Consider the following 18,662-nt stretch of genomic DNA (forward strand, 5'->3'; position numbering starts at 1 on the left):
GGGTCGCACCATGACCCAAGGACGGATCGACGACCCCGCCCAGATGCGCGCCCTCGCTCACCCGACACGCCTGCGCATCCTCGGCCTGTTGCGTGCGAACGGCCCGCAAACCGCCGCGACGATCGGCGAGGTGATCGACGAAGCGCCCGGCACGATCAGCTACCACTGCACCCGACTCGCCGCCGCGGGCTTCATCGAACCCGCTCCCGACGCGGGCACGGACCGACGTGAGCGCTGGTGGCGAGCCGCGCACGACGCCTCCGTGTGGGAGCTCGCCGATGCGCTCGACGACCCGGAGCGGTTGCTCGCCACCAACACCCTCGACCACGCGGTCGCCCGCGTGTACGCCGCGAACTACGAGGCGTTCGTCGACCTCGCGCCGACGCTCGGACGCGAGTGGGTGTCGGCGTCCTCGAGCTCGGATCGCGTGCTCCGCCTGACGGCAGCCGAGCTCCAGGACATGGGCGAGGAACTCCGCGGCGTCGTGGACCGCTGGGCTGGTGTCGCTGCCGAGCACCACGCCGGCGACGGCTCCGAGCAGGTCTTCGTGCTGAACCAGGCATACCGATGGCCTCGCGGCTGAGCCCCCGGGCGCAACTGCGCGCACTGCTCGCGGTGCAGGTGGTGTCGCGCATCGGGAACGTCATCACCACCATCACCGTGCCGTTCGCCGTCCTCGCGCGTGGCGGCTCCGCCACCGACGTCGGCATCGCCGCGTTCATGGCGACGGTGCCGATCGTGCTCGGCGGCCCGTTCGGCGGTGCCATCGTGGAGCGGGTCGGCTTCGTCCGCTCGAGTGTCGCGTCCGACGTCGTCAGCGGGCTCACCCTGCTCGCGATGCCGGTGCTCGCCTGGACCGTCGGTCTGCCGTTCTGGGCGCTCCTCGCGCTCGTGTTCGTCAGCGGGCTGTTCGACACCCCGGGTGAGTCCGCCCGACGGGTGCTCCTGCCGGGGCTCGCGACCGCGGCAGGCGTGCCGCTCGAACGTGCCGTCGGCCACTTCGAGGCGTCGTCACGGCTGTCGGTGCTGATCGGTGCGCCCCTCGGCGGGACCCTGGTCGCCGTCCTCGGTCCGATGCCGGGTCTCGCCTGCGTGGCGATCGCCTTCGGGGCAGCCGCGATGCTCATGGCGCTGACGGTCCGCGGTGCGGTGGCGCCGGTCGCGTCCGGCGAGCCCGTGGAGTCGCAGGGGTACTGGCGCGACATCGCCGACGGGTTCCGGTTCTGCGTCCGCGATCCCCTGTTCCGGCTCGTGGTCGCGCTGGTGCTCGTGACGAACCTGCTCGACGCCGCACGCTCGACCACGCTCCTGCCGCTCTACGCCGACCAGCAGCTCGGCGGCGCGCAGGCGCTCGGGCTCGTCACCGGTGTCTTCGGGGGTGCGGCGTTCCTCGGCTCCGTCGCCTTCGGGTACGTGGCGCACCGCGTGCCACGGCGGTTGGTCTTCGCCCTGTGCTTCGTGCTCGCCGGCGGGCCGTCCCTGGTGGTCCCGGCGCTCGGGCTCGGCCTGCCGTGGATGCTCGCCTCGGCTGCGCTGTCCGGGCTGGCGGCCGGGTCGATCAACCCGATCCTCGGAGCCGTCGAGCTCGAGCGGATCCCGGAGCACATGCGCGCGCGGGTGTTCGGCCTGCTCGGTGCCGGCGCGTGGGCGGGCATCCCCGTCGGCGGCCTGCTCGCCGGGCTCGCTGCCGACGGTGTGGGGGTCGAGGCCACCTTCGCCGTCGTCGCGGTCGTGTACACGGTCGTGACGCTCACGCCGCTGCTCGGCGGATCATGGCGGCTGATGGAACGCCGCTCGGTCACGGTGTCGGCGGCTTGACGTCCGGTGGTCCGCCCGAACCGCCGCCGAGGCTGCGGAGGTGACCAGGCATCGGACGGACACCCGACGAGCGATCGTCGTGACCGTTCTGGTCGTGGCTGCCGCGGCCGTCCTGTTCATCGGTCTGCGCGCCGCACTGCTGTTCGCGGGGGCGACGGAGGGCGACGTGCCGACGTCGTCGTCGATCCCCCTGCCGGCCGGGAGCAGGGTGGTCCACGAGGACGAGGAGTGCGCTTCCGGTGGATGTTGGTCGGTCGTGTCCGTGCAGCCGCCGACGGGAGTGAGCCCGTCCGAACTGTCGACGACGTTGGGCACCGAGCCGTTCGCGAGGCTGCCCGGGACGCTGTGGGATCCCCGTGTCGTCAACCTGACTTCGGACGTCCAGGGCGAGCTCCTCGTGGTCCGAGCGGACTACTGGTCGCGCGAGCCCTCGCCCTGACGCCCGGAAGACCACCCGAGGCGGCCGTGCCTGGAGGGACGGTGCCAGCTGGCACCGCGCCTCCCGTCCGCCCTGTGGTCGCGTCGACGACGCGTCAGGCTTCCCAGGGCCAGTAGGTCTGGCAGGTCTCGGGGCCGCCGTTCGTCGAGCCGCAGACCTCCACCGGCCCCCAGATGCTTGACGACCAGGGTTCAGCCGCTGCTGCGCTCCCGACGGCGAACCCGCAGCGTGCCGATCCCCTGCACGATGCAGACGACGCCGCTCGCGACGACGATGACCCCGGTCACGATCCGACCGACGGAGACCCCGCCGAACAGCAGCGGCGCGACCGCGACGCCGATGAAGATCGCCCCCATCACGATGACGACGACCGGGTTCTGGGCGACGAAGAACCGGCGACCGCCGTTCGCTTCGGCGATCGCCCGGTCCCGAGCACGCGGGACGGCGTCCGGCGACCGACCAGCGCGGCGATCTGCACGCCGTCTCCGGCTGCGCAGGACCAACCACACCGCCGCGCCGATGACCACGGCCGCTCCGATCGCGATCCACTCGACGAGCTGGAAGAACCCGAAGACCATCACCAGGACGAAGCCGACCGCGATGCCCACGAACATGTCCGAGGTCATCCGGTCGGTCCGGCCGTCGGCACTCGTGACGTAACCGGGGCGGCGTTCGTACGGATCGTGCTCGTCCACGGCCGGTCCGTCGGCCCGTTCGGTTCCCATGCTCCGAACGTACCGACGGTGCGGCGGGCCCGCCCGGGTCAGCCCACTCGTTCCGCCGACGGCTCGGCCCGGACCCCGCGTGCCGGACGCCGCTCCCGCACGATCGCCACCGCCTGGCGCAGCGACAGCCCCGGCAGGTAGGTACGGACGATCGCGACGCCGATCGTGGGCAGCGCCACCGGGTCCGGGTACGCCATCACCAGGGGGTGCAGGTCGGGCCCGAACTTCGCCTTGAAGCGCAGCAGGGAGCGGAACCCGTAGACGGGCTCGAGCGCGCCGCCGACGACGTCGAGGAACGATTCGACGCCGCTCCGGCCGGCACCCTGCGGCTCGGCCGACGACGCGAGCGGGGCCGCGGACAGGCTGAGCCGCTCGGCACCGTCGGCGCGCATCCGGTCGACCGCACTCGCGACCAGGAACTCCATCACACCGTTCGGGGCATCCGGGGCGCGGCGCATCACGTCGAGCGTCCACCCGACCACCTGCCCGGCGCGGTAGGCGGGTAGCCAGCTGGTGACGGCGAGCACCGTGCCGTCCCCGCCCAGTGCGACGAGCGTCCGGACAGCGGGGTCGCGCATCTCGTCGATCCCGCCCAGGGTGAACCCCATCTCGGGCAGTTCGCGCTCGGCGACCCACTCCTCCGAGATCGCCTCGATCTGGCGCGTGACCGAGCCGGGCAGCGAGGCCCAGTCCGACCAGAGCGCGGTGGTGCCGGATCGTGCGGCCTTGTTGACGGCCGTGCGGACGTCCTGCTTGCGCTTGCCCGTCGTCGTCCAGGTGCGCGGGTCGAGGTCGGCGTCCTCGGCCACGGGAAGGGTCGTCCAACCGAGTCGGGCGAGTGCAGCGCCGAGGGTGGCGTCGATGCCGTAGAAGACGGGCGTCCAGCCGTGGTCGTCCGCGGCCCGTGCGAAGCCCTCGAGTGCCGTCAGCCGTGCGTCCTCGTGTCCGAAGGGGCCACCGGTCGTCACGGCGACGCTCCCGGTGCGGTGGTAGGCGACACCGGCGCGGCCGTCCTCGGTGAACCAGTACTCGTTGCCGGGCCAGGTGGTCATCCACCCGAAGGTGTCACCACCGCCCGCGACCAGCAGGGCCCGAGCGGCCACCCGAGCGGCGTCCTGCCCGTCGAGGTCGCTGTCCGAGCGTCCGGCCCCGGTCGGCCGGACCGCGGCGATCGCCACCGCGAGCCACAGGAGCGGGCCGGAGACACCCACGACGAACCGCAGCGCCGGGTCGGCCTGCGCCAGGTGCGTCGGCAGGGTCACGGGGGCGATCGGGCCGAGCACGGCGAGCGCCAGGTGGAGGGGCTCGCGCACGCTGTCGCCCGAAGCCACGGCGACACCGACGACGACGACCGCGAGCACCACGGCCGAACCCGCGACCGTCAGGACGAAGGTCCGGAGTCGTCGCTGGTCGGTCCGGACCGGGAAGTCCGCGCGGCGCAGGACGAGCACCACGGCGGTCGCGATCGGCACCAGCACCGACGCGGCGATCGAGAGCGAGACCGCGAGGTGGTCCGACGCCAGGCGCTGCACGACGGCGTGGTGGCGTTCGGGCAGCACCCCGTACGAGACGGCGGTCGCGACGCCGGAGACCAGGTCGACGGTCGCGACGAGCCACAGTGCGAACCGGCTCCCACGCCGCAGACCCACGGCGCCGACCGCCAGGACCACGAGCGGCATCACGGCCAGCAGCGAGTGGAACAGGCCGTGCGGGTGCACCTCGGCGAGCGCCCGGACGCAGCTGGCGGTCACCCCGGTCACCGAGCAGTGCGGCATCTGTCCGGTCGGCCCGGTGTCGAGCACCACGGCGAGCGGGGCGAGCAGCCCGAACTGGGCACCGGTGACGAGCGCGAGGACGGGCCCGACGGCCGACACGGTCACCGCGGCCACCAGCAGCACCCGGGTCTCGCGTGAGGAGCTCCGGGTCCAGCCGCTCCGCACCGGGGACCGTCGCAGCACGCGGCCGAGCACCAGGCCGACGACCAGGGCGAGCGCAGCGTGCAGGTCGGACGCGTGTCCGGCGTAGAGCAGCAGTGCCGCGACGACGGCGATCGACACCACCCGGATCCGGCGTCGCCACAGCGCGCCGGCGAACGCGCTCGCGGTGACGATGGTGCCGACGATCCAGGTCCAGGGGCCGACGTGTCCCAGGTGCACGAGGAAGCCGCGGTTCGCCGGGGCGCCGTCGAACAGCTGCAGCAGGGCGCCGAGCCCTGTTCCCACCACGGTCGTGACGACCATCGCGAGCAGGGCGCGTCGCCAGCCGAGCAGCCGTTCGGACGCCGCGGTGCAGACCACGACCGCAACGAAGGTGACGAGGAACCCGACGACGCTGCTCGTCACCGCGACCACGCCGAGCGGACCCATCGTCCCGCCCAGGGTGTCAGGCGTTCGACCGTCCTTTGCGCCGAGGCACCTGAGCACCACGGCGGCGATGCCGGCGACGATCGTCAGGGCCGAGACGACGCTCGTCAGCGGGTACCGACGGGCTGCCGGCACGAGCCGTCTCGGATGCGCCCACGCGAGGGCCGCGACCACCGCGCTCACCGCAGGCCCAGGTGCGCGATGACGCCGGGCATCCCGACGCGCAGGGCGTAGCGGACGGTGTTCCAGTCATGGGCGGAACCCTCGGACACGAACAGCTGGGTCCGGATGCCGGCGGCCTCCGCAGCCGTGCGGAGCGCCGTGGTCGAGGCGACGTAGGGCTTGTCCTCACTGCCGTAGGCGAAGACGGTCAGGTGCCCGGGGTAGGGACCGTGCGCACGCATGATCGCCCGCGGTGCCGCTGCGGCGTACCGCGAGGCCGAGCCGCCGAACCCGTACCGGATGCTGTGCTGGACGGAGCCGTTCAGGGGTGCGAGCTCGCTCGAGATGGCGAAGGTCGTGCCGAACACGCCGGGGTGTGCGGTGGAGAACTGCATGGCACACGTGGCTCCCTGCGAGAACCCGACGATGCCCCAGGCCGAGGGCGCTGCCCCGACGCGCAGGTGCTGCCGGATCCAGTTCGTGGTGTCGGTCATGATGTACGTCGCGGAACGGCCGAGGGACGAGTCGACGCACATCGGGTTCCGGTCCGGTGCCCCGAGTTGATCCGGCGCGACGACGATCGGGGCGAGTCCGTGGTGGGCCTCGGCGAACGCGTCCATCACCGCGCCGAGCCGACCGGTCTGGAACATGTCGCTCGGCTGCCCGGGTTGCCCGGCCAGGCTGATGAGGACCGGCAGGGTCGGTGGTCGCTCGGTCAGGGCGGCCGGCGGCAGGTACACGACCGCCGGTCGTGCGTGGAAGTGGGAGACGGTCGACGGGATGGCGACCGAGAGCACCTTCCCGCGTCGCGGCATGTCGGCGGGCGCCCGCCAGGTGGCCGGGTCGACCACCGGACTGGAGGCGCGTCCCACCCCCGTCTCGTGTCCCAGCGGACCAGACGGGTACGGATCGGTCGTGACGGCCTGCTCGATCGTGCGGTACGCCCCGAAGTCGACGTTGACGCCGAGGACGGCGGCCAGGGCCACCGCCACCGCCGCGAGCACGCCGAGCACGCGGCGGAGCCAGCCGCCCTGGACGACCGTCACGACGAGGAGCCCGACACCGCCGAAGGCAAGGGCCACCCACATCCGGGTGATCGGGGTGAACGACACCCCGTACAGGTCCTGCACGTCCCCGAACCACCACACCGCGACCAGCCCGATCGCGCCGCCGACAGCCACGGCGCCGAGTCGCCAGAGCAGGCCCCGGACCGGATGCCGGGAGTGACGACCGAACGCCGGCAGCAGCGCGGCGACGGTGAGGAGCCCCGCGGCGACGTCCACCGGGACGAGCACGGACGGTGCGACGACGGCGACGTGGAACAGGGGACGGAGCAGATCGTGGAACATGGGGCCTCCCGGCGGACGGTGCAATCGTGGCGGCGGCCCGCTGCGAACGGGGCACCGAGGCGCTTCCGGTTCGCACAGCTCCCACCTGTGCGGCTCCCAGACCCCACTCGACCGACACCCAGCGAAGCGTCCGGTGCGGTGCCGCCGCCGGGCCTCTCGGTGGCGCGCACCTAGGGTGAACGGGTGACGCACGACGGATCGGTACGGGCTGCTCTCGCGGCGGTCGCAGCGGACGGCTGGGGGGACGGTGGGCCGCTCGTCGAACCCGGCGGCACGGCTGCACCACGTCGGGCCGCGGTCCTGATGCTCTTCGGCGCGCTCGACCACACGCCGAGTGACCGACCGGCGGCAGCGCCCGGTGTCCCGCGGGACCTCGACGTCCTGCTCCTCGCCCGGGCCACGACCCTGCGCGCGCACGCCGGCGAGGTCGCGTTCCCCGGTGGACGCATCGACCCCGGTGACGCGGACGCCGTCGCCGCCGCACTCCGCGAGGCACAGGAGGAGACGGGGCTCGAACCCGCCGGCGTCGAGGTGCTCGGCACCCTGCCGGCCGTGCCCCTGGCGTTCTCGAACCACCTGGTCCGGCCCGTCATCGGCTGGTGGCGCGACCCCTCACCGATCCGCGTCGTCGACGAGCACGAGTCGGCGGCGGTGTTCCGGGTCCCCGTGGCCGACCTGCTCGACCCGGCGAACCGCGGCGTGACCGTGATCCGCCGCAGTGGTCAGGAGTGGCGCGGACCGGCGTTCACCATCGAGGCCGACGGGGACGAGCACCTGGTGTGGGGCTTCACCGCGATGCTGCTGGATGCACTGTTCGACCGACTCGGCTGGACGGAACCGTGGGACCGGAACCACGAGGTGCCGCTGCCCGGCTGAGCAGCGGGAACGACAGCGGGTCGGCCCGCACCGCGTCGACCGCGTGGGCCACGGCCCCGATGACGACGACGTCGGCCCCGAGCGACGACGCGACGAGTTCCGGCACCGGGTCGAAGTGCCCCTTCGCGAGCAGCTCGCGCGCGCGGTCGATGACGGCGACCGCGGGCTGGGCGATCGCGCCGGCGACCACCACGCGGTCGATGTCGAGCAGGCTCGCGAGCAGGATGCAGACCCGGGCCAGGCGGTCCCCCAGACGGTCGACGATCGTGCGCGCGACCGGATCGCCGCTCCGTGCGGCCGCGAACACCAGGGCGGCGTCCGCGGCGAGCGCGGCGTCCGCGGGGATGTGCCCGGCGGCGACGGCGTCGGCCACGAAGGTGCGGGCGACGGCGCCGATGCCGTCGGACGAGCCGACACCCTCGACGAGTTCGAGCACCCGCATCTCCCCGGCGCCACCGTGGGCACCGCGCAGCAGGACGCCGTCGACGACGAGGCCTGCGCCGAAGCGTTCGCCGGACAGCAGCGCCGCGAACGAGGCGTCACCCGAGGACGGCCGCTCGGCGAGCGCGGCGAGGTTCGCGTCGTTCTCGACCAGCACCCGCCCGTCCGGCACGGCGTCGGCGAACCCCGGGTTCATCCGGACCCAGAAGCCGCCGTCGTCGGGCGAGGCACCGGCGGCGTCGACCGGCGCCGGGATGCCCACGACCGTGACCAGGACCCGTCCGCGGTCGACGTCGGCCGAGGCGAGGGCGGCGACCACGGTGTCGGCGAGGACCCCGAGTCGAACGGGCACGTCGAGGCCTGATTCTCCGAGCGACCCCTCGGCGCGACCGAGCACCGTGCCGCGCAGGTCGGCGACGAAGGCGGTGACCCGGTGCTGGCCGGCGTCCACACCGACGACGACCCCGGCGACCGTGTCGAGCTCGTAGCGGCGGGCGGGGCGTCCCATCCGGTACTCCCCCGCGGCCCGGGCGTCGTCGAGCTCGCGGAGCCAGCCGAGCCGCACGAGCTCCTCGGCCGCGCCCAGCACGGTCGACCGGGTCAGCCCGGTGGCGTCGATCGCCTCGGTCGCGGTGAACGCCGACGAGTCGAAGGCGTACGCGAGCAGCGTCTCTGCGCTCGTTCCACGGGGTGGCGGCATGTCGTGACCCTATCGCGCGACGAGTTCCTTGCGGAATTAGATTTTCTCGCTACATTTAGTTCCGCGGGCAGCATCGGAGCCGCTCGCGGGACGGAACGGCAGGGACGCCGGGTCCGGACGGACGGAGACGACGTGCAAGCACACGCCACCGCCAGGAGCGCAGCATCGGTCAGCCGACGCGGGTTCCTGCTGGGAGCGGGCGGCATCGGGGCGGGCCTCGCGCTCGCCGGATGCGCCCCGATCGGGTCCTCGAGCGCCAAGCCGGAGACCATCACGTTCTACGTGTCGAAGCCCGAGGTCATCGGCTACTTCGACGACGTCATCGCGCAGTTCCACCAGAGCCAGTCGAAGGTCCGGGTCGTGCGCGACTCGACCTCGAGCATGTCCGCGAACTTCGTGCGGAACCGGCCGCCGGACCTCGGCTGCTGGAACTACAACTTCTCGGTCGTGCCGTTCGTCGAGCACGGCGCGCTGACCGACCTGTCCGACCTGCCGCAGGCCGACACCATCAACCCCGACCTGTGGCCGCTCATGGAGCAGACCGCCGACTACCCCGGCCGGAAGAGCGCCCTGCCGTACTCGGTGACGGCGGCGTCGGTGATCTACAACAAGGCGCTCTTCGCGCAGCAGGGGCTCGAGGTCCCGACGACGTGGAGCGAGTTCGCCGACGTGTGCGAGCGGCTGACCAAGGCCGGCATCGCGCCGATCTACGGCACGTTCAAGGACAACTGGACGATCGCCCAGGGCATGTTCGACTACTCGATCGGCGGCATGATCGACACCCCGGCGACCTTCGAGGCACTCCGGCGCGAGGGCACGAACGTCGGAGAAGGGTCCGCGGTCTCGTTCGAGCGCGACCTGCGGAAGCCGATGGAGCGCATGGTGCAGCTCCGCGCCTGGCACCAGGACGGCGCCGCGAGCCGCGGGTACGGCGACGGCAACCTCGCCTTCGCCCAGGGCAAGGCGGGCATGTACCTGCAGGGGCCGTGGGCCCTCGGCGAGATCGCCAAGACCACGAAGGACATGGACCTCGGCACCTTCCCGCTCCCCGTCACCGACGACCCGGCCGACCGCAAGGTCCGCGTGAACGTCGACCTGGCGCTCTGGATCCCGGAGGCGTCGCGCAAGCAGGAGGCCGCCCGCGAGTTCCTGTCGTTCCTGATGACCAAGCAGGTCAACGACAAGTACAACGCGGACAACAACGGCTTCGGGGTCCGCAAGGACGCTCCCCCGGCGTCGAACCCCGCCCTCCGCGGCATGCAGTCGTACTACGACGACGCAGCCTTCTACCTCGGCGCCTCGCAGCTCATCCCCGCCGAGATCCCGGTCGCGAACTACGCGCAGTCGATCGCCTTCGGCGGCGACCCGCAGCGCCAGCTCCGCACCCTCGACGCCGACTGGGCGCGTCTCGCGCTCCGCACGGCCGCGTAAGGAGACGTCCGAATGGCAACCACGACCACCGAATCCATCACGACGGCGGACCGCCGCCGCCGTGGCGGAGCCGCACCGGGCCTCCAGGCCGGACGACGGGACGGACGACGCAAGCCCCGCGTCGACCCGCTCTTCCTGGCGTTCCTGCTGCCCACCCTGGTGCTCTTCACGCTCGCCATCACGCTGCCGGCGGTGATGGGCATCGTGCTGAGCTTCACGAACTCCGTCGGCTTCGGCGAGTTCCGGTTCACCGGGCTCACCAACTACATCGCGGTGTTCTCCGACCCCGCGATCCTGCAGGCGTACCTGTTCACGCTCGGGTTCTCGCTCGTCACCGTGATCGTCGTGAACGCGATCGCGTTCCTGCTGGCCATCGCACTGACGTCGAAGATCCGCGGCAAGATCGCCCTGCGTGCGGTGTTCGTGCTGCCGATGGTGATCTCGGGCATCGTCATCGCCTACGTGTTCTCGTTCCTGTTCGCGAACAGCCTGCCGGCCTTCGCCACCGCGATCGGCTTCGGGCCGCTCGAGCAGAGCATCCTGGCGAACCCCGACCTGGCCTGGCTGGCGATCGTGGTCGTCACCGCGTGGCAGGCGATCCCGTCGACGCTCCTCATCTACATCGCCGGCGTCCTCTCCATCCCCGGCGAGGTGTACGAGGCAGCGGCCCTCGACGGTGCCAGCGCGTGGCGGCAGCTCATCTCGATCACCGCGCCGCTGACGGCGGGCTACATCCTGATCAACCTGGTCATCGGGTTCAAGAACTTCCTGAACTCGTACGACATCATCGTCGGCCTGACCGACGGCGGCCCCGGCACCTCGACCACCAGTGTCGCGATGTCGATCTTCAAGGGCTTCAACGGCGGCGACTACGCCTACCAGATGGCGAACGCCACGATCTTCTTCGTCATCGCGGTCGTCATCGCCGTGATCCAGCTGCGGGCGACCCGCGGGAAGGCAGCGCTCTGATGTCCCTGCAAGCACCCCTGCGACCGGGGACCACCGCGACCGGCAGCATCCGTTCCGTCGACGCCGACCGGTCCTCCGGCTCTGGCAAGGCCGGCCGCGGTCGTTCCAACTGGCCCGTCACCGTCGTCCTCGTGCTGTGTGCGCTGTCGGTGCTCGTGCCGCTGTACGTCACCCTGACGATGGCGTTCAAGACCACCGGCCAGGCGGTCGACGGCAACGCGTTCTCACTGCCGGCGCCGTTCAGCGTCGACGGCTTCGTGCAGGCGTGGCAGCTGACCGACTTCCCGCGGGCGTTCGGGGTCTCGGTGTTCGTCGCCGCGATCACCGTCGTCGGCACGATCCTGCTCGCCTCGTTCACGGCCTACGCGATCGCCCGGAACTGGGACCGCCGGCTGTTCCGCTGGTCGTTCTTCTACCTGCTCGCGGCGATGTTCCTGCCGTTCCCGGTGCTCGCACTGTCGCAGGTGAAGCTCACCGGACTCGCGCACCTGGACAACCCGCTCGGCGTCGCGATCCTGCACGTCATGTTCCAGCTGTCCTTCAGCGTGCTGCTCTTCACCGCCTTCCTGCGGTCGATCCCGGCGGAACTGGAGGAGAGTGCACGCATCGACGGTGCGAGCACGGGGCAGGTGTTCTGGCGACTCGTGTTCCCGCTGCTGGCACCGATGAGCGCCACCGTCGGCATCTTCGCGTTCCTCGCGTCCTGGAACGACTTCGTGATGCCGTCGCTGATCACCTCCGACCCGGCGCTGCAGACCCTGCCGGTGCTGCAGCAGATGTTCCAGACGCAGTTCAGCAACAACTACAACGTGTCGTTCGCCTCGTACCTGATGGCGATGGCCCCGGCGATCATCGTCTACCTCGTCACCCAGCGGTGGGTGATGGCCGGCGTGACCCAGGGGGCCATCAAGTGACCGACACCGCCGGTGCGGGCCCGACCGCGATCGCCGGTGCGGTCCCGACCGACACACACCCCTCGAACCCGACGAACCCCTCGACCCACGAAAGGCCCGACGTGACCGACACCCTCGCCCAGCCCGCCACCACCTCGCACGACGAGACCTGGTGGCGCCAGGCCAGCGTCTACCAGATCTACCCCCGCTCGTTCGCCGACGCGAACGGCGACGGCATCGGCGACCTGCCCGGCATCACCGAGCGGGTGCCCTACCTGGCCTCGCTCGGCATCGAGGCCGTCTGGCTCAGCCCCTTCTACCCGTCCGCCCTGGCCGACGGCGGCTACGACGTCGACGACTACCGCGACGTCGACCCGCGCCTCGGCACCCTCGACGACTTCGACCGGATGGTCGAGGCACTGCACGCCGCCGGCATCCGGGTGATCGTCGACGTCGTCCCGAACCACACGAGCGACCGGCACGAGTGGTTCCGCGAGGCGCTCGCAGCGCCCAAGGGCTCCCCCGCCCGCGACCGCTACGTGTTCCGCGACGGCAGCGGACCGTCCGGCGAGGAAGCCCCCGCCGACTGGATCTCGATCTTCGGTGGCCCGGCCTGGACCGCCGTCGGCGACGGTCAGTGGTACCTGCACAGCTTCGCGAAGGAGCAGCCCGACCTGAACTGGGCGAACCGCGAGGTCCGCGACGACTTCCTGCACACCCTGCGCTTCTGGTCCGACCGCGGTGTCGACGGCTTCCGCATCGACGTGGCCCACGGCCTCGCGAAGGACCTGGGCGAGACCCTGCCCACCTGGGCCGAGCTCGCCGAGATGCCGAAGGACGGCACGCACCCGCTCTGGGACCGCGACGACGTGCACGAGATCTACGCCGAGTGGCGGACGGTCTTCAACGAGTACACGCCGGCCCGCACCGCGGTCGCCGAGGCCTGGGTCCCCGCCCACCGCCGCGCCCGCTACGCCAGCGCCGAGGGACTCGGTCAGGCGTTCAACTTCGACCTGCTCGAGGCCGACTTCGACGCCGGCCAGTTCCGCACGATCATCGAGTTCAACCTCGGCCTCGCCGAGCAGTCCGGCTCGTCGACCACGTGGGTGTTCTCGAACCACGACGTCGTCCGGCACGCCACCCGCTACGCCCTGCCGCCCCGCGCCGGCGGCACCGACAAGCAGGGCAGCGCCTGGCTGCTCGCCGGTGGCTCGCAGGACGCGCTCGACCGGTCGCTCGGCCTCCGTCGCGCGCAGGCCGCAACGCTGCTCGAGCTCGCCCTGCCCGGCTCCGCCTACCTGTACCAGGGCGAGGAGCTCGGGCTGCACGAGGTCGGCGACATCCCGGACGCCGACCGCCAGGACCCGGCGTTCTTCCGCAACCCGGGCGTCGACGTCGGTCGTGACGGCTGCCGTGTGCCGATCCCGTGGACGCGCACCGGCTCGTCGTTCGGCTTCGGTCCGGACGGCTCGCACCTGCCGCAGCCGGCGTGGTTCGCCGACTCCAGCGTCGAGGCCGAGGACGCCGACCCCGACTCCACCCTGAACCTGTACCGGAAGGCGCTCGGCCTGCGTGGCCAGCTGCAGTCCGAGGAACAGCTCGAGTGGATCGAGACCGGCCGCGACGACGTGCTCGCGTTCCGTCGGCCGAACGGCTGGACGAGCGTGACGGTCTTCGGCGACGAGCCCTTCGCGCTGCCGGCCGGCGAGCTGCTGCTCGCCTCGGCCCCCGTGGTCGACGGCGCCCTGTCGGGCGTGGGGACGGCCTGGTTGCGTTCCTGACGCGACCCGCGCCCTGGGCGCGACCGGACGACGGACGGGAGGCGCGGTGCCAGCTGGCACCGCGCCTCCCGTCCGCCTGTCGGGGCGTACCTGGGCGAGACGGGCGTACCCGGCGGAAACGGGCGTACCTGCCGGCAACGGGCGTACCGGGTCGAGAGTTCCGACCAGGTACGCCCGTTCTCGCATCCCATCGCGGCCGTTCTGGGAAGGAAGTCCCGGTAGGGTCGCCGCATGAGCGGGGCGAGCATCAGCGTGCAGGACTTCGTGATGCGGTTCGGGGACCGCAACGTGGTCGACGGGCTGTCGTTCGACGTCGCCCCCGGGGAGACGTTCGGGCTGCTCGGCAGCAACGGCTCCGGCAAGACCACGACGATCCGGGCCCTGCTCGGCATCACCACCCCGACGGCGGGCACGCTGACGATCGACGGCCGCCCCTACCGACCGGCCACCGGCGGCATCGGCTACCTGCCCGAAGAGCGCGGGCTGTACCGCAAGGAGTCCGTCATCGACGTGATGACCTACTTCGGGCGCCTGCGCGGAGTCCGCGGCGCCGAGGCGACCGCGTGGAGCATGGACTACCTGGCCCGGGTGGGACTCGCCGACCGCGCGAAGCTGCGCGTCGACAAGCTGTCCGGCGGGCAGCAGCAGAAGGTGCAGCTCGGCATCACGATCATGGACCAGCCGCGGCTGCTCATCCTCGACGAACCGACCAAGGGCCTCGACCCCGTGAACCGGCGGCTCCTGCTCGACCTGGTCGACGAACGGAAGGCCGACGGCGCGACCGTGGTCCTCGTGACGCACCACATGGACGAGGTCGAGCGGCTCTGCGACCGCATCCTGCTGCTCAAGGACGGGCGGGCCGCCGCGTACGGATCCGTGCCCGACGTGCAGGACGCCTTCGGCGGCGCCGTCGCCCGCGTGGGGCTCGACGGCCCCGTACCGAAGTCACCGCTGTACCGGCTCGCCCGCCACGAGGGGCACGTCGCCTACCTCGTCCCGACCCAGGCCGCCGCTCCGGACGGTGCGGACGTCCTGGCAGAACTGGTCGCGGCCGGGGTGCACGTCACCGCGTTCGAGATGCGCCGGATCCCGCTCGACGAGATCTTCGTGCAGGTCTACGGGCACGACGCCCTGGCTGCGGCGTCGACCGACGGGGCAGCGGCATGAGCAACCTCGGCACGGTCGTCCGGTTCGAGTTCGTCCGCGCGGTCAAGAAGCCCGCGTTCTGGATCGGCACCCTCGCGCTGCCGGTCGTCATCGTGGTCGTCTCGTTGCTCGTGGGCATCGGACAGGCAGCCGGCACCAACTCCGTGGTGTCCGGGTCGTCGGCCACGAAGACCCCGTTCCACTACGTCGACGAGTCCGGCCTGGTGTCGGAGTCCGTGGCCGCGAAGTGGGGCGGGACCCCCTCCACCGACGCCGCCGCCGACCGTGCAGCCGTTCGATCCGGTGACCTCGACGCCTTCATCGTGTTCCCGTCGTCGCCGTCCACGACGGCCATCCGGGTCGACGCCGCCGACCGCGGACTCTTCGCGAACGGGGTCTACTCGTCGCTGGCCGAGCGGGTGCTCGAGCAGAGCGTCGCCGCGTCGGTCGACGACCCCGAGACCGTGGAGCTGCTCCGCAGTCCGCCCGCCACCGACGTCACCACCTACGCCGACGGCCGGGTTGCACCGGGCTGGTTGTCCGTCGTGCCGCCGTTCCTGTTCGTCGCCGCGTTCTTCGGGCTCGTCATCCTGCTCGCCGCCCGGATGGTCACCGTCGTGGTCGAGGAGAAGGAGAACCGCATCTCCGAGATGATCCTGACCACGGTGACCGCGGGCGACCTGATCCGCGGCAAGGTCATCGCGATGCTGCTCGTCGGCTTCGTGCAGGTCAGCGTGTTCGTCGTGCCCGGCCTGGTCGGGCTGCTCGTCGCCCTGCCGCTGGTGTCGTCGCAGCTCGGTGGGCTGACCGTCGACCCGTGGCGGATGGTGACCGGGGCGCTGCTGCTCGTCGGCGGGGTGCTGCTGGCGTCCGGGCTGTTCGTCGCCGTCGGGGCCGCCGTCCCGTCGATCAAGGACGCCTCGGCCCTGCAGTCGGCAGCGATCTTCGCGCTGATCATCCCCCTGTACGCGGCGTTCTTCGTGATGACGACGCCGACGTCGCCCGTCGCGCAGTTCTTCACGTACTTCCCGACCTTCACCCCGATCACCGCGATGGTGCGGAACGCCGTCGGGGCCTTGACCGTGACAGAGTCGGTGGTCTGCATCGTCGAGGTGTTCGTCGTCGCCGGGCTGCTGCTGTGGTTCGCGGAGTACCTGTTCCGGCACTCGGTCGCGCAGTACGGGTCGAAGGTGACGGTGCGGCAGATGCTGTCGTGGCGGCGGGGGCGGCGGGGCTGATCCCCACCGATCAGCCGGCGGCGATGCGGCGGAGCGCGTCCAGGTGGGCGGCCCAGACGGCCCGACCCGACGCCGTCAGGGTGATCGACGTGCGGGGTGTCTTGCCCACGAACCCCTTCCCCACCGACACGTAGCCGGCCGCCTCGAGCGCGGAGACCTGCTTGCTCAGCACCGAGTCGCTGACCTCGACCGCGTCCCGCACCTCGCGGAACCCCAGGGTGCCGGCACGGGTCAGGGCGGCGATCACCGAGAAGCGCACCGGGTGCTGCAGCAGGTCGTCGAGCTCGTGCCGGGGATGCACCCGGTCGGTGGTGCTCACGAGCGGGCCTCGCGCGCCGCACACACCAGGGCGACCAGCAGCACGAGCCCCGAGGTGATGCCCGACCAGAGCACCGAGCCGTGCACCCACCCGACCACGGCGATCGCCGCCAGGTAGGTGACCGCCCAGCTGGCGATGTAGACGGTCCAGCGGCGGCTCCGGGCGAAGGCCGAGCGGCCGCGGATGCTCACCATGAAGAACACCACCAGGGCGAACAGGGCCACGAGGGTGCCGACGTAGACGGCGGCGAACGCGTCCCCGGTCGTGAGCCCCATGCCGAGCGTGCCGAGCGACGTCGCGACGCCGAGCGCGGTGATGAACGTGACGTACGGCCAGCGGACGGCGTCGTGCGCACGTCGGCCGATCCGGTCCGCCTGGTCGAGCAGTCGGGCCGCCTCGGCGGGTCCGGGTCGTGCGGTGGTGTCCTCCATGGTGTCCCCTCTCGTTGACACCAGTGTTGCAAGTACTTTCCAGTTTGGCAAGCACTTTCCAAACCGGAGAGCTTGCCGCTGCGCTCAGACGCGGACGGGTGCCTCGTCGAGGTCCCACGACGGGACGGCGTGCCGCTTCCAGCCCTGGCGCAGGGTGTTCGCCGCGCGGTCGAACTCGACCAGGACGTCGATGTGCGGGCGGACCAGCATCTGGATCTGCAGCCCCTCGTAGACCGAGAGCAGCTGGGTCGCAGCCTGGTACGCGGGGATGCCGGCCTCTTCCGAGCCCTTGTCGAAGTCGCGCTGCAGCCCGACGGTCAGCTGCTCGGCGTACTCCTCGAACCGCTTGCGGAACAGTTCGGCGAACCCGGACTCCGAGCTGGCCACGGTGATCAGCCCGGCGAGCACCCGGACGAGCCCGGGGTCGGCGACGTCCTCGGCCAGGGTCAGACGGACGTGCTCGATCGTGCACGTGGGCGGGTTCTTCCGCCGGGTCCCCCGTAGCTGCGCCCACCGGTCGTAGGTGACCAGGAGCAGGGCGTGCCAGGTCGGGAACAGCCGCTCGACGGTCTCGAGCGGGATACCGGCCACCTCGGCGACGACCGCCGCGTCGACGGTGTCGAACGGGTGCAGCCGGTAGGCACGGATGGCCGCGCGCACCGTGCGCTCTGCGAGGGACTCGTCGTCCTCGACGCGTTCGCCGTGCAGGGGTTCCATCCGACCATTGCAGCGCATTCCGGGCCGTTTGTCTCGTCCCAGAGCGGGGGCCGTGCTCCGGGCCGCGTCAGCGCGTCGTGATCACAGCGGTCAGCCGACGGTGACGGGCGCCGCCGGAGGCCGGACCCGCTGGCGCATCCACACGAAGAACCCGGTCAGGGTGAAGACGCCGTAGAAGACGTACATCAATCCGGAGGCGTAGTACCCGGCGGAGAACAGCAGCGGCACGCCGACCAGGTCGACCGCCACCCAGATGAGCCAGAACTCGACCCACCCCTTCGCCATGCCGTACGTGGCGAGCAGCGATCCGACGAAGATCCACGCGTCGCTCCACACCGGCTCGTAGGACCCGAGCGCGCGGAAGACGGGGGTCAGCAGGGCGGTGCCGCCGACCATGCCGACGACGAGCAGCAGACGGGTCCACCAGGAGGCCCAGCGCGGGTCGATCACGGTCGTCGCGTCCTCGGGGCGGTGCGTCCACCGGTACCAGCCGTAGATGCTCACGATGATGAACATGACCTGACGGCCGGCCTGCCCGAGCAGGTTGACGGGGTTCGGGGTGTCGAAGAGCGCGCCCATGAAGACGGTGAAGAGCAGGGCGTTGCCGACCAGTCCGACCGGCCAGGCCCAGACCTTCCGGCGCATGCCCCCGAGGGCGCTGAGCAGCCCGAAGACGTTGCCGATCACCTCGCGCCAGAGCACCGTCTGGTCGCCGATGACGATCTGCGCGTCGAACAACCAGCGCACGATGTCCATGGGCCCTCCTCGTTTCCGGACGGTGCAACGACGCCGCGCGTACCGGCATTCCTTCTGGGATCGCTCCGCCCACGCGAAGCGCACACCCAGAAACCGGGGTACAAATCA

18 protein-coding genes are annotated in these 18,662 nt (G+C 71.6%); 10 read left to right on the plus strand and 8 right to left on the minus strand.

Annotated elements, in window-relative coordinates; all coding sequences use genetic code 11:
• The first annotated feature begins 10 nt into the window (after positions 1–10).
• The 3 genes from DEJ11_RS13585 to DEJ11_RS13595 all read left to right on the plus strand — a co-directional run bounded on the left by DEJ11_RS13585 (position 11) and on the right by DEJ11_RS13595 (position 2,257).
• On the plus strand, positions 11–583 hold the full coding sequence (locus DEJ11_RS13585) for an ArsR/SmtB family transcription factor (RefSeq protein ID WP_111105246.1): 573 nt from the start codon (positions 11–13) through the stop codon (positions 581–583).
• Positions 568–1,818 (plus strand): MFS transporter, encoded by a 1,251-nt coding sequence (locus tag DEJ11_RS13590; RefSeq protein ID WP_111029948.1) that lies wholly within the window; start codon positions 568–570, stop codon positions 1,816–1,818. Before DEJ11_RS13585 ends, DEJ11_RS13590 begins: the two co-directional genes overlap by 16 nt.
• A gap of 79 nt (positions 1,819–1,897) precedes the next feature.
• Positions 1,898–2,257 carry a hypothetical protein gene (locus DEJ11_RS13595; RefSeq protein ID WP_111105247.1) on the plus strand — a complete coding sequence of 120 codons (360 nt, stop codon included), beginning with the start codon at positions 1,898–1,900 and terminating at the stop codon, positions 2,255–2,257.
• Between the two features lie 191 nt (positions 2,258–2,448).
• Here DEJ11_RS13595 and DEJ11_RS13600 read toward each other — a convergent pair whose 3' ends face one another.
• Genes DEJ11_RS13600 through DEJ11_RS13610 form a run of 3 tightly spaced genes read right to left on the minus strand, consistent with a single transcriptional unit; the run spans position 2,449 to position 6,856 of the window.
• Positions 2,449–2,982: a hypothetical protein gene (locus tag DEJ11_RS13600; RefSeq protein WP_111105248.1), complete on the minus strand. Its 534-nt coding sequence runs from the start codon at positions 2,980–2,982 to the stop codon at positions 2,449–2,451.
• Positions 2,983–3,020: 38 nt separating this feature from the next.
• Positions 3,021–5,480, minus strand: a complete 2,460-nt coding sequence (locus DEJ11_RS13605) for a bifunctional lysylphosphatidylglycerol flippase/synthetase MprF (protein ID WP_111105249.1) — start codon at positions 5,478–5,480, stop codon at positions 3,021–3,023.
• A gap of 44 nt (positions 5,481–5,524) precedes the next feature.
• Complete coding sequence (locus DEJ11_RS13610; protein ID WP_111105250.1) at positions 5,525–6,856, minus strand: alpha/beta hydrolase; 1,332 nt, start codon at positions 6,854–6,856, stop codon at positions 5,525–5,527.
• 183 nt (positions 6,857–7,039) lie between these two features.
• Here DEJ11_RS13610 and DEJ11_RS13615 point away from each other — a divergent pair, with 183 nt between their 5' ends.
• On the plus strand, positions 7,040–7,732 hold the full coding sequence (locus tag DEJ11_RS13615; RefSeq protein WP_258370608.1) for an NUDIX hydrolase: 693 nt from the start codon (positions 7,040–7,042) through the stop codon (positions 7,730–7,732).
• On the opposite strand, the gene DEJ11_RS13620 is transcribed toward DEJ11_RS13615, so the two are convergent.
• Positions 7,644–8,873 (minus strand): ROK family protein, encoded by a 1,230-nt coding sequence (locus tag DEJ11_RS13620; RefSeq protein ID WP_111105251.1) that lies wholly within the window; start codon positions 8,871–8,873, stop codon positions 7,644–7,646. The genes DEJ11_RS13615 and DEJ11_RS13620 overlap by 89 nt on opposite strands.
• A gap of 132 nt (positions 8,874–9,005) precedes the next feature.
• Between DEJ11_RS13620 and DEJ11_RS13625 the strand changes: the two genes are divergently transcribed.
• The 6 genes from DEJ11_RS13625 to DEJ11_RS13650 all read left to right on the plus strand — a co-directional run bounded on the left by DEJ11_RS13625 (position 9,006) and on the right by DEJ11_RS13650 (position 16,331).
• Positions 9,006–10,304 carry an ABC transporter substrate-binding protein gene (locus tag DEJ11_RS13625; protein WP_111055491.1) on the plus strand — a complete coding sequence of 433 codons (1,299 nt, stop codon included), beginning with the start codon at positions 9,006–9,008 and terminating at the stop codon, positions 10,302–10,304.
• 12 nt (positions 10,305–10,316) lie between these two features.
• Complete coding sequence (locus tag DEJ11_RS13630; protein WP_111087341.1) at positions 10,317–11,273, plus strand: carbohydrate ABC transporter permease; 957 nt, start codon at positions 10,317–10,319, stop codon at positions 11,271–11,273.
• Positions 11,273–12,187, plus strand: a complete 915-nt coding sequence (locus tag DEJ11_RS13635) for a carbohydrate ABC transporter permease (protein ID WP_071405176.1) — start codon at positions 11,273–11,275, stop codon at positions 12,185–12,187. The genes DEJ11_RS13630 and DEJ11_RS13635 overlap by 1 nt, the downstream gene beginning before the upstream one ends.
• 101 nt (positions 12,188–12,288) lie before the next feature.
• Positions 12,289–13,947 carry a glycoside hydrolase family 13 protein gene (locus tag DEJ11_RS13640; RefSeq protein ID WP_111047205.1) on the plus strand — a complete coding sequence of 553 codons (1,659 nt, stop codon included), beginning with the start codon at positions 12,289–12,291 and terminating at the stop codon, positions 13,945–13,947.
• A 231-nt stretch (positions 13,948–14,178) separates the two neighbouring features.
• On the plus strand, positions 14,179–15,114 hold the full coding sequence (locus DEJ11_RS13645; RefSeq protein WP_111105252.1) for an ABC transporter ATP-binding protein: 936 nt from the start codon (positions 14,179–14,181) through the stop codon (positions 15,112–15,114).
• Positions 15,111–16,331 (plus strand): ABC transporter permease, encoded by a 1,221-nt coding sequence (locus DEJ11_RS13650; RefSeq protein ID WP_111105253.1) that lies wholly within the window; start codon positions 15,111–15,113, stop codon positions 16,329–16,331. The genes DEJ11_RS13645 and DEJ11_RS13650 overlap by 4 nt, the downstream gene beginning before the upstream one ends.
• 10 nt (positions 16,332–16,341) lie before the next feature.
• Here the strand turns inward: DEJ11_RS13650 and DEJ11_RS13655 are convergent, their stop codons facing one another.
• From DEJ11_RS13655 to pnuC, 4 genes are all read right to left on the minus strand, one after another.
• Positions 16,342–16,650: a winged helix-turn-helix domain-containing protein gene (locus DEJ11_RS13655; protein WP_111022077.1), complete on the minus strand. Its 309-nt coding sequence runs from the start codon at positions 16,648–16,650 to the stop codon at positions 16,342–16,344.
• Complete coding sequence (locus DEJ11_RS13660) at positions 16,647–17,081, minus strand: chemotaxis protein CheY (RefSeq protein ID WP_111029938.1); 435 nt, start codon at positions 17,079–17,081, stop codon at positions 16,647–16,649. Before DEJ11_RS13660 ends, DEJ11_RS13655 begins: the two co-directional genes overlap by 4 nt.
• A gap of 84 nt (positions 17,082–17,165) precedes the next feature.
• Positions 17,166–17,798, minus strand: a complete 633-nt coding sequence (locus tag DEJ11_RS13665) for a hypothetical protein (protein WP_071404264.1) — start codon at positions 17,796–17,798, stop codon at positions 17,166–17,168.
• 90 nt (positions 17,799–17,888) lie between these two features.
• Positions 17,889–18,554: a nicotinamide riboside transporter PnuC gene (gene pnuC / locus DEJ11_RS13670; RefSeq protein ID WP_111105254.1), complete on the minus strand. Its 666-nt coding sequence runs from the start codon at positions 18,552–18,554 to the stop codon at positions 17,889–17,891.
• Positions 18,555–18,662: the final 108 nt, after the last annotated feature.

This window comes from Curtobacterium sp. MCLR17_058 (assembly GCF_003234705.2).
GTDB classification, from domain to species: Bacteria; Actinomycetota; Actinomycetes; order Actinomycetales; family Microbacteriaceae; genus Curtobacterium; species Curtobacterium flaccumfaciens.

Bases quoted from the DNA above. Each gene is read 5' to 3' on its own strand.
- DEJ11_RS13585 (WP_111105246.1), top strand. From the start codon at position 11: ATGACCCAAGGACGGATCGACGACCCCGCCCAGATGCGCGCCCTCGCT.
- DEJ11_RS13590 (WP_111029948.1), top strand. From the start codon at position 568: ATGGCCTCGCGGCTGAGCCCCCGGGCGCAACTGCGCGCACTGCTCGCG.
- DEJ11_RS13600 (WP_111105248.1), bottom strand. From the start codon at position 2,982: ATGGGAACCGAACGGGCCGACGGACCGGCCGTGGACGAGCACGATCCG.
- DEJ11_RS13610 (WP_111105250.1), bottom strand. From the start codon at position 6,856: ATGTTCCACGATCTGCTCCGTCCCCTGTTCCACGTCGCCGTCGTCGCA.
- DEJ11_RS13620 (WP_111105251.1), bottom strand. From the start codon at position 8,873: ATGCCGCCACCCCGTGGAACGAGCGCAGAGACGCTGCTCGCGTACGCC.
- DEJ11_RS13630 (WP_111087341.1), top strand. From the start codon at position 10,317: ATGGCAACCACGACCACCGAATCCATCACGACGGCGGACCGCCGCCGC.
- DEJ11_RS13635 (WP_071405176.1), top strand. From the start codon at position 11,273: ATGTCCCTGCAAGCACCCCTGCGACCGGGGACCACCGCGACCGGCAGC.
- DEJ11_RS13645 (WP_111105252.1), top strand. From the start codon at position 14,179: ATGAGCGGGGCGAGCATCAGCGTGCAGGACTTCGTGATGCGGTTCGGG.
- DEJ11_RS13650 (WP_111105253.1), top strand. From the start codon at position 15,111: ATGAGCAACCTCGGCACGGTCGTCCGGTTCGAGTTCGTCCGCGCGGTC.
- DEJ11_RS13660 (WP_111029938.1), bottom strand. From the start codon at position 17,081: ATGGAGGACACCACCGCACGACCCGGACCCGCCGAGGCGGCCCGACTG.
- DEJ11_RS13665 (WP_071404264.1), bottom strand. From the start codon at position 17,798: ATGGAACCCCTGCACGGCGAACGCGTCGAGGACGACGAGTCCCTCGCA.
- pnuC (WP_111105254.1), bottom strand. From the start codon at position 18,554: ATGGACATCGTGCGCTGGTTGTTCGACGCGCAGATCGTCATCGGCGAC.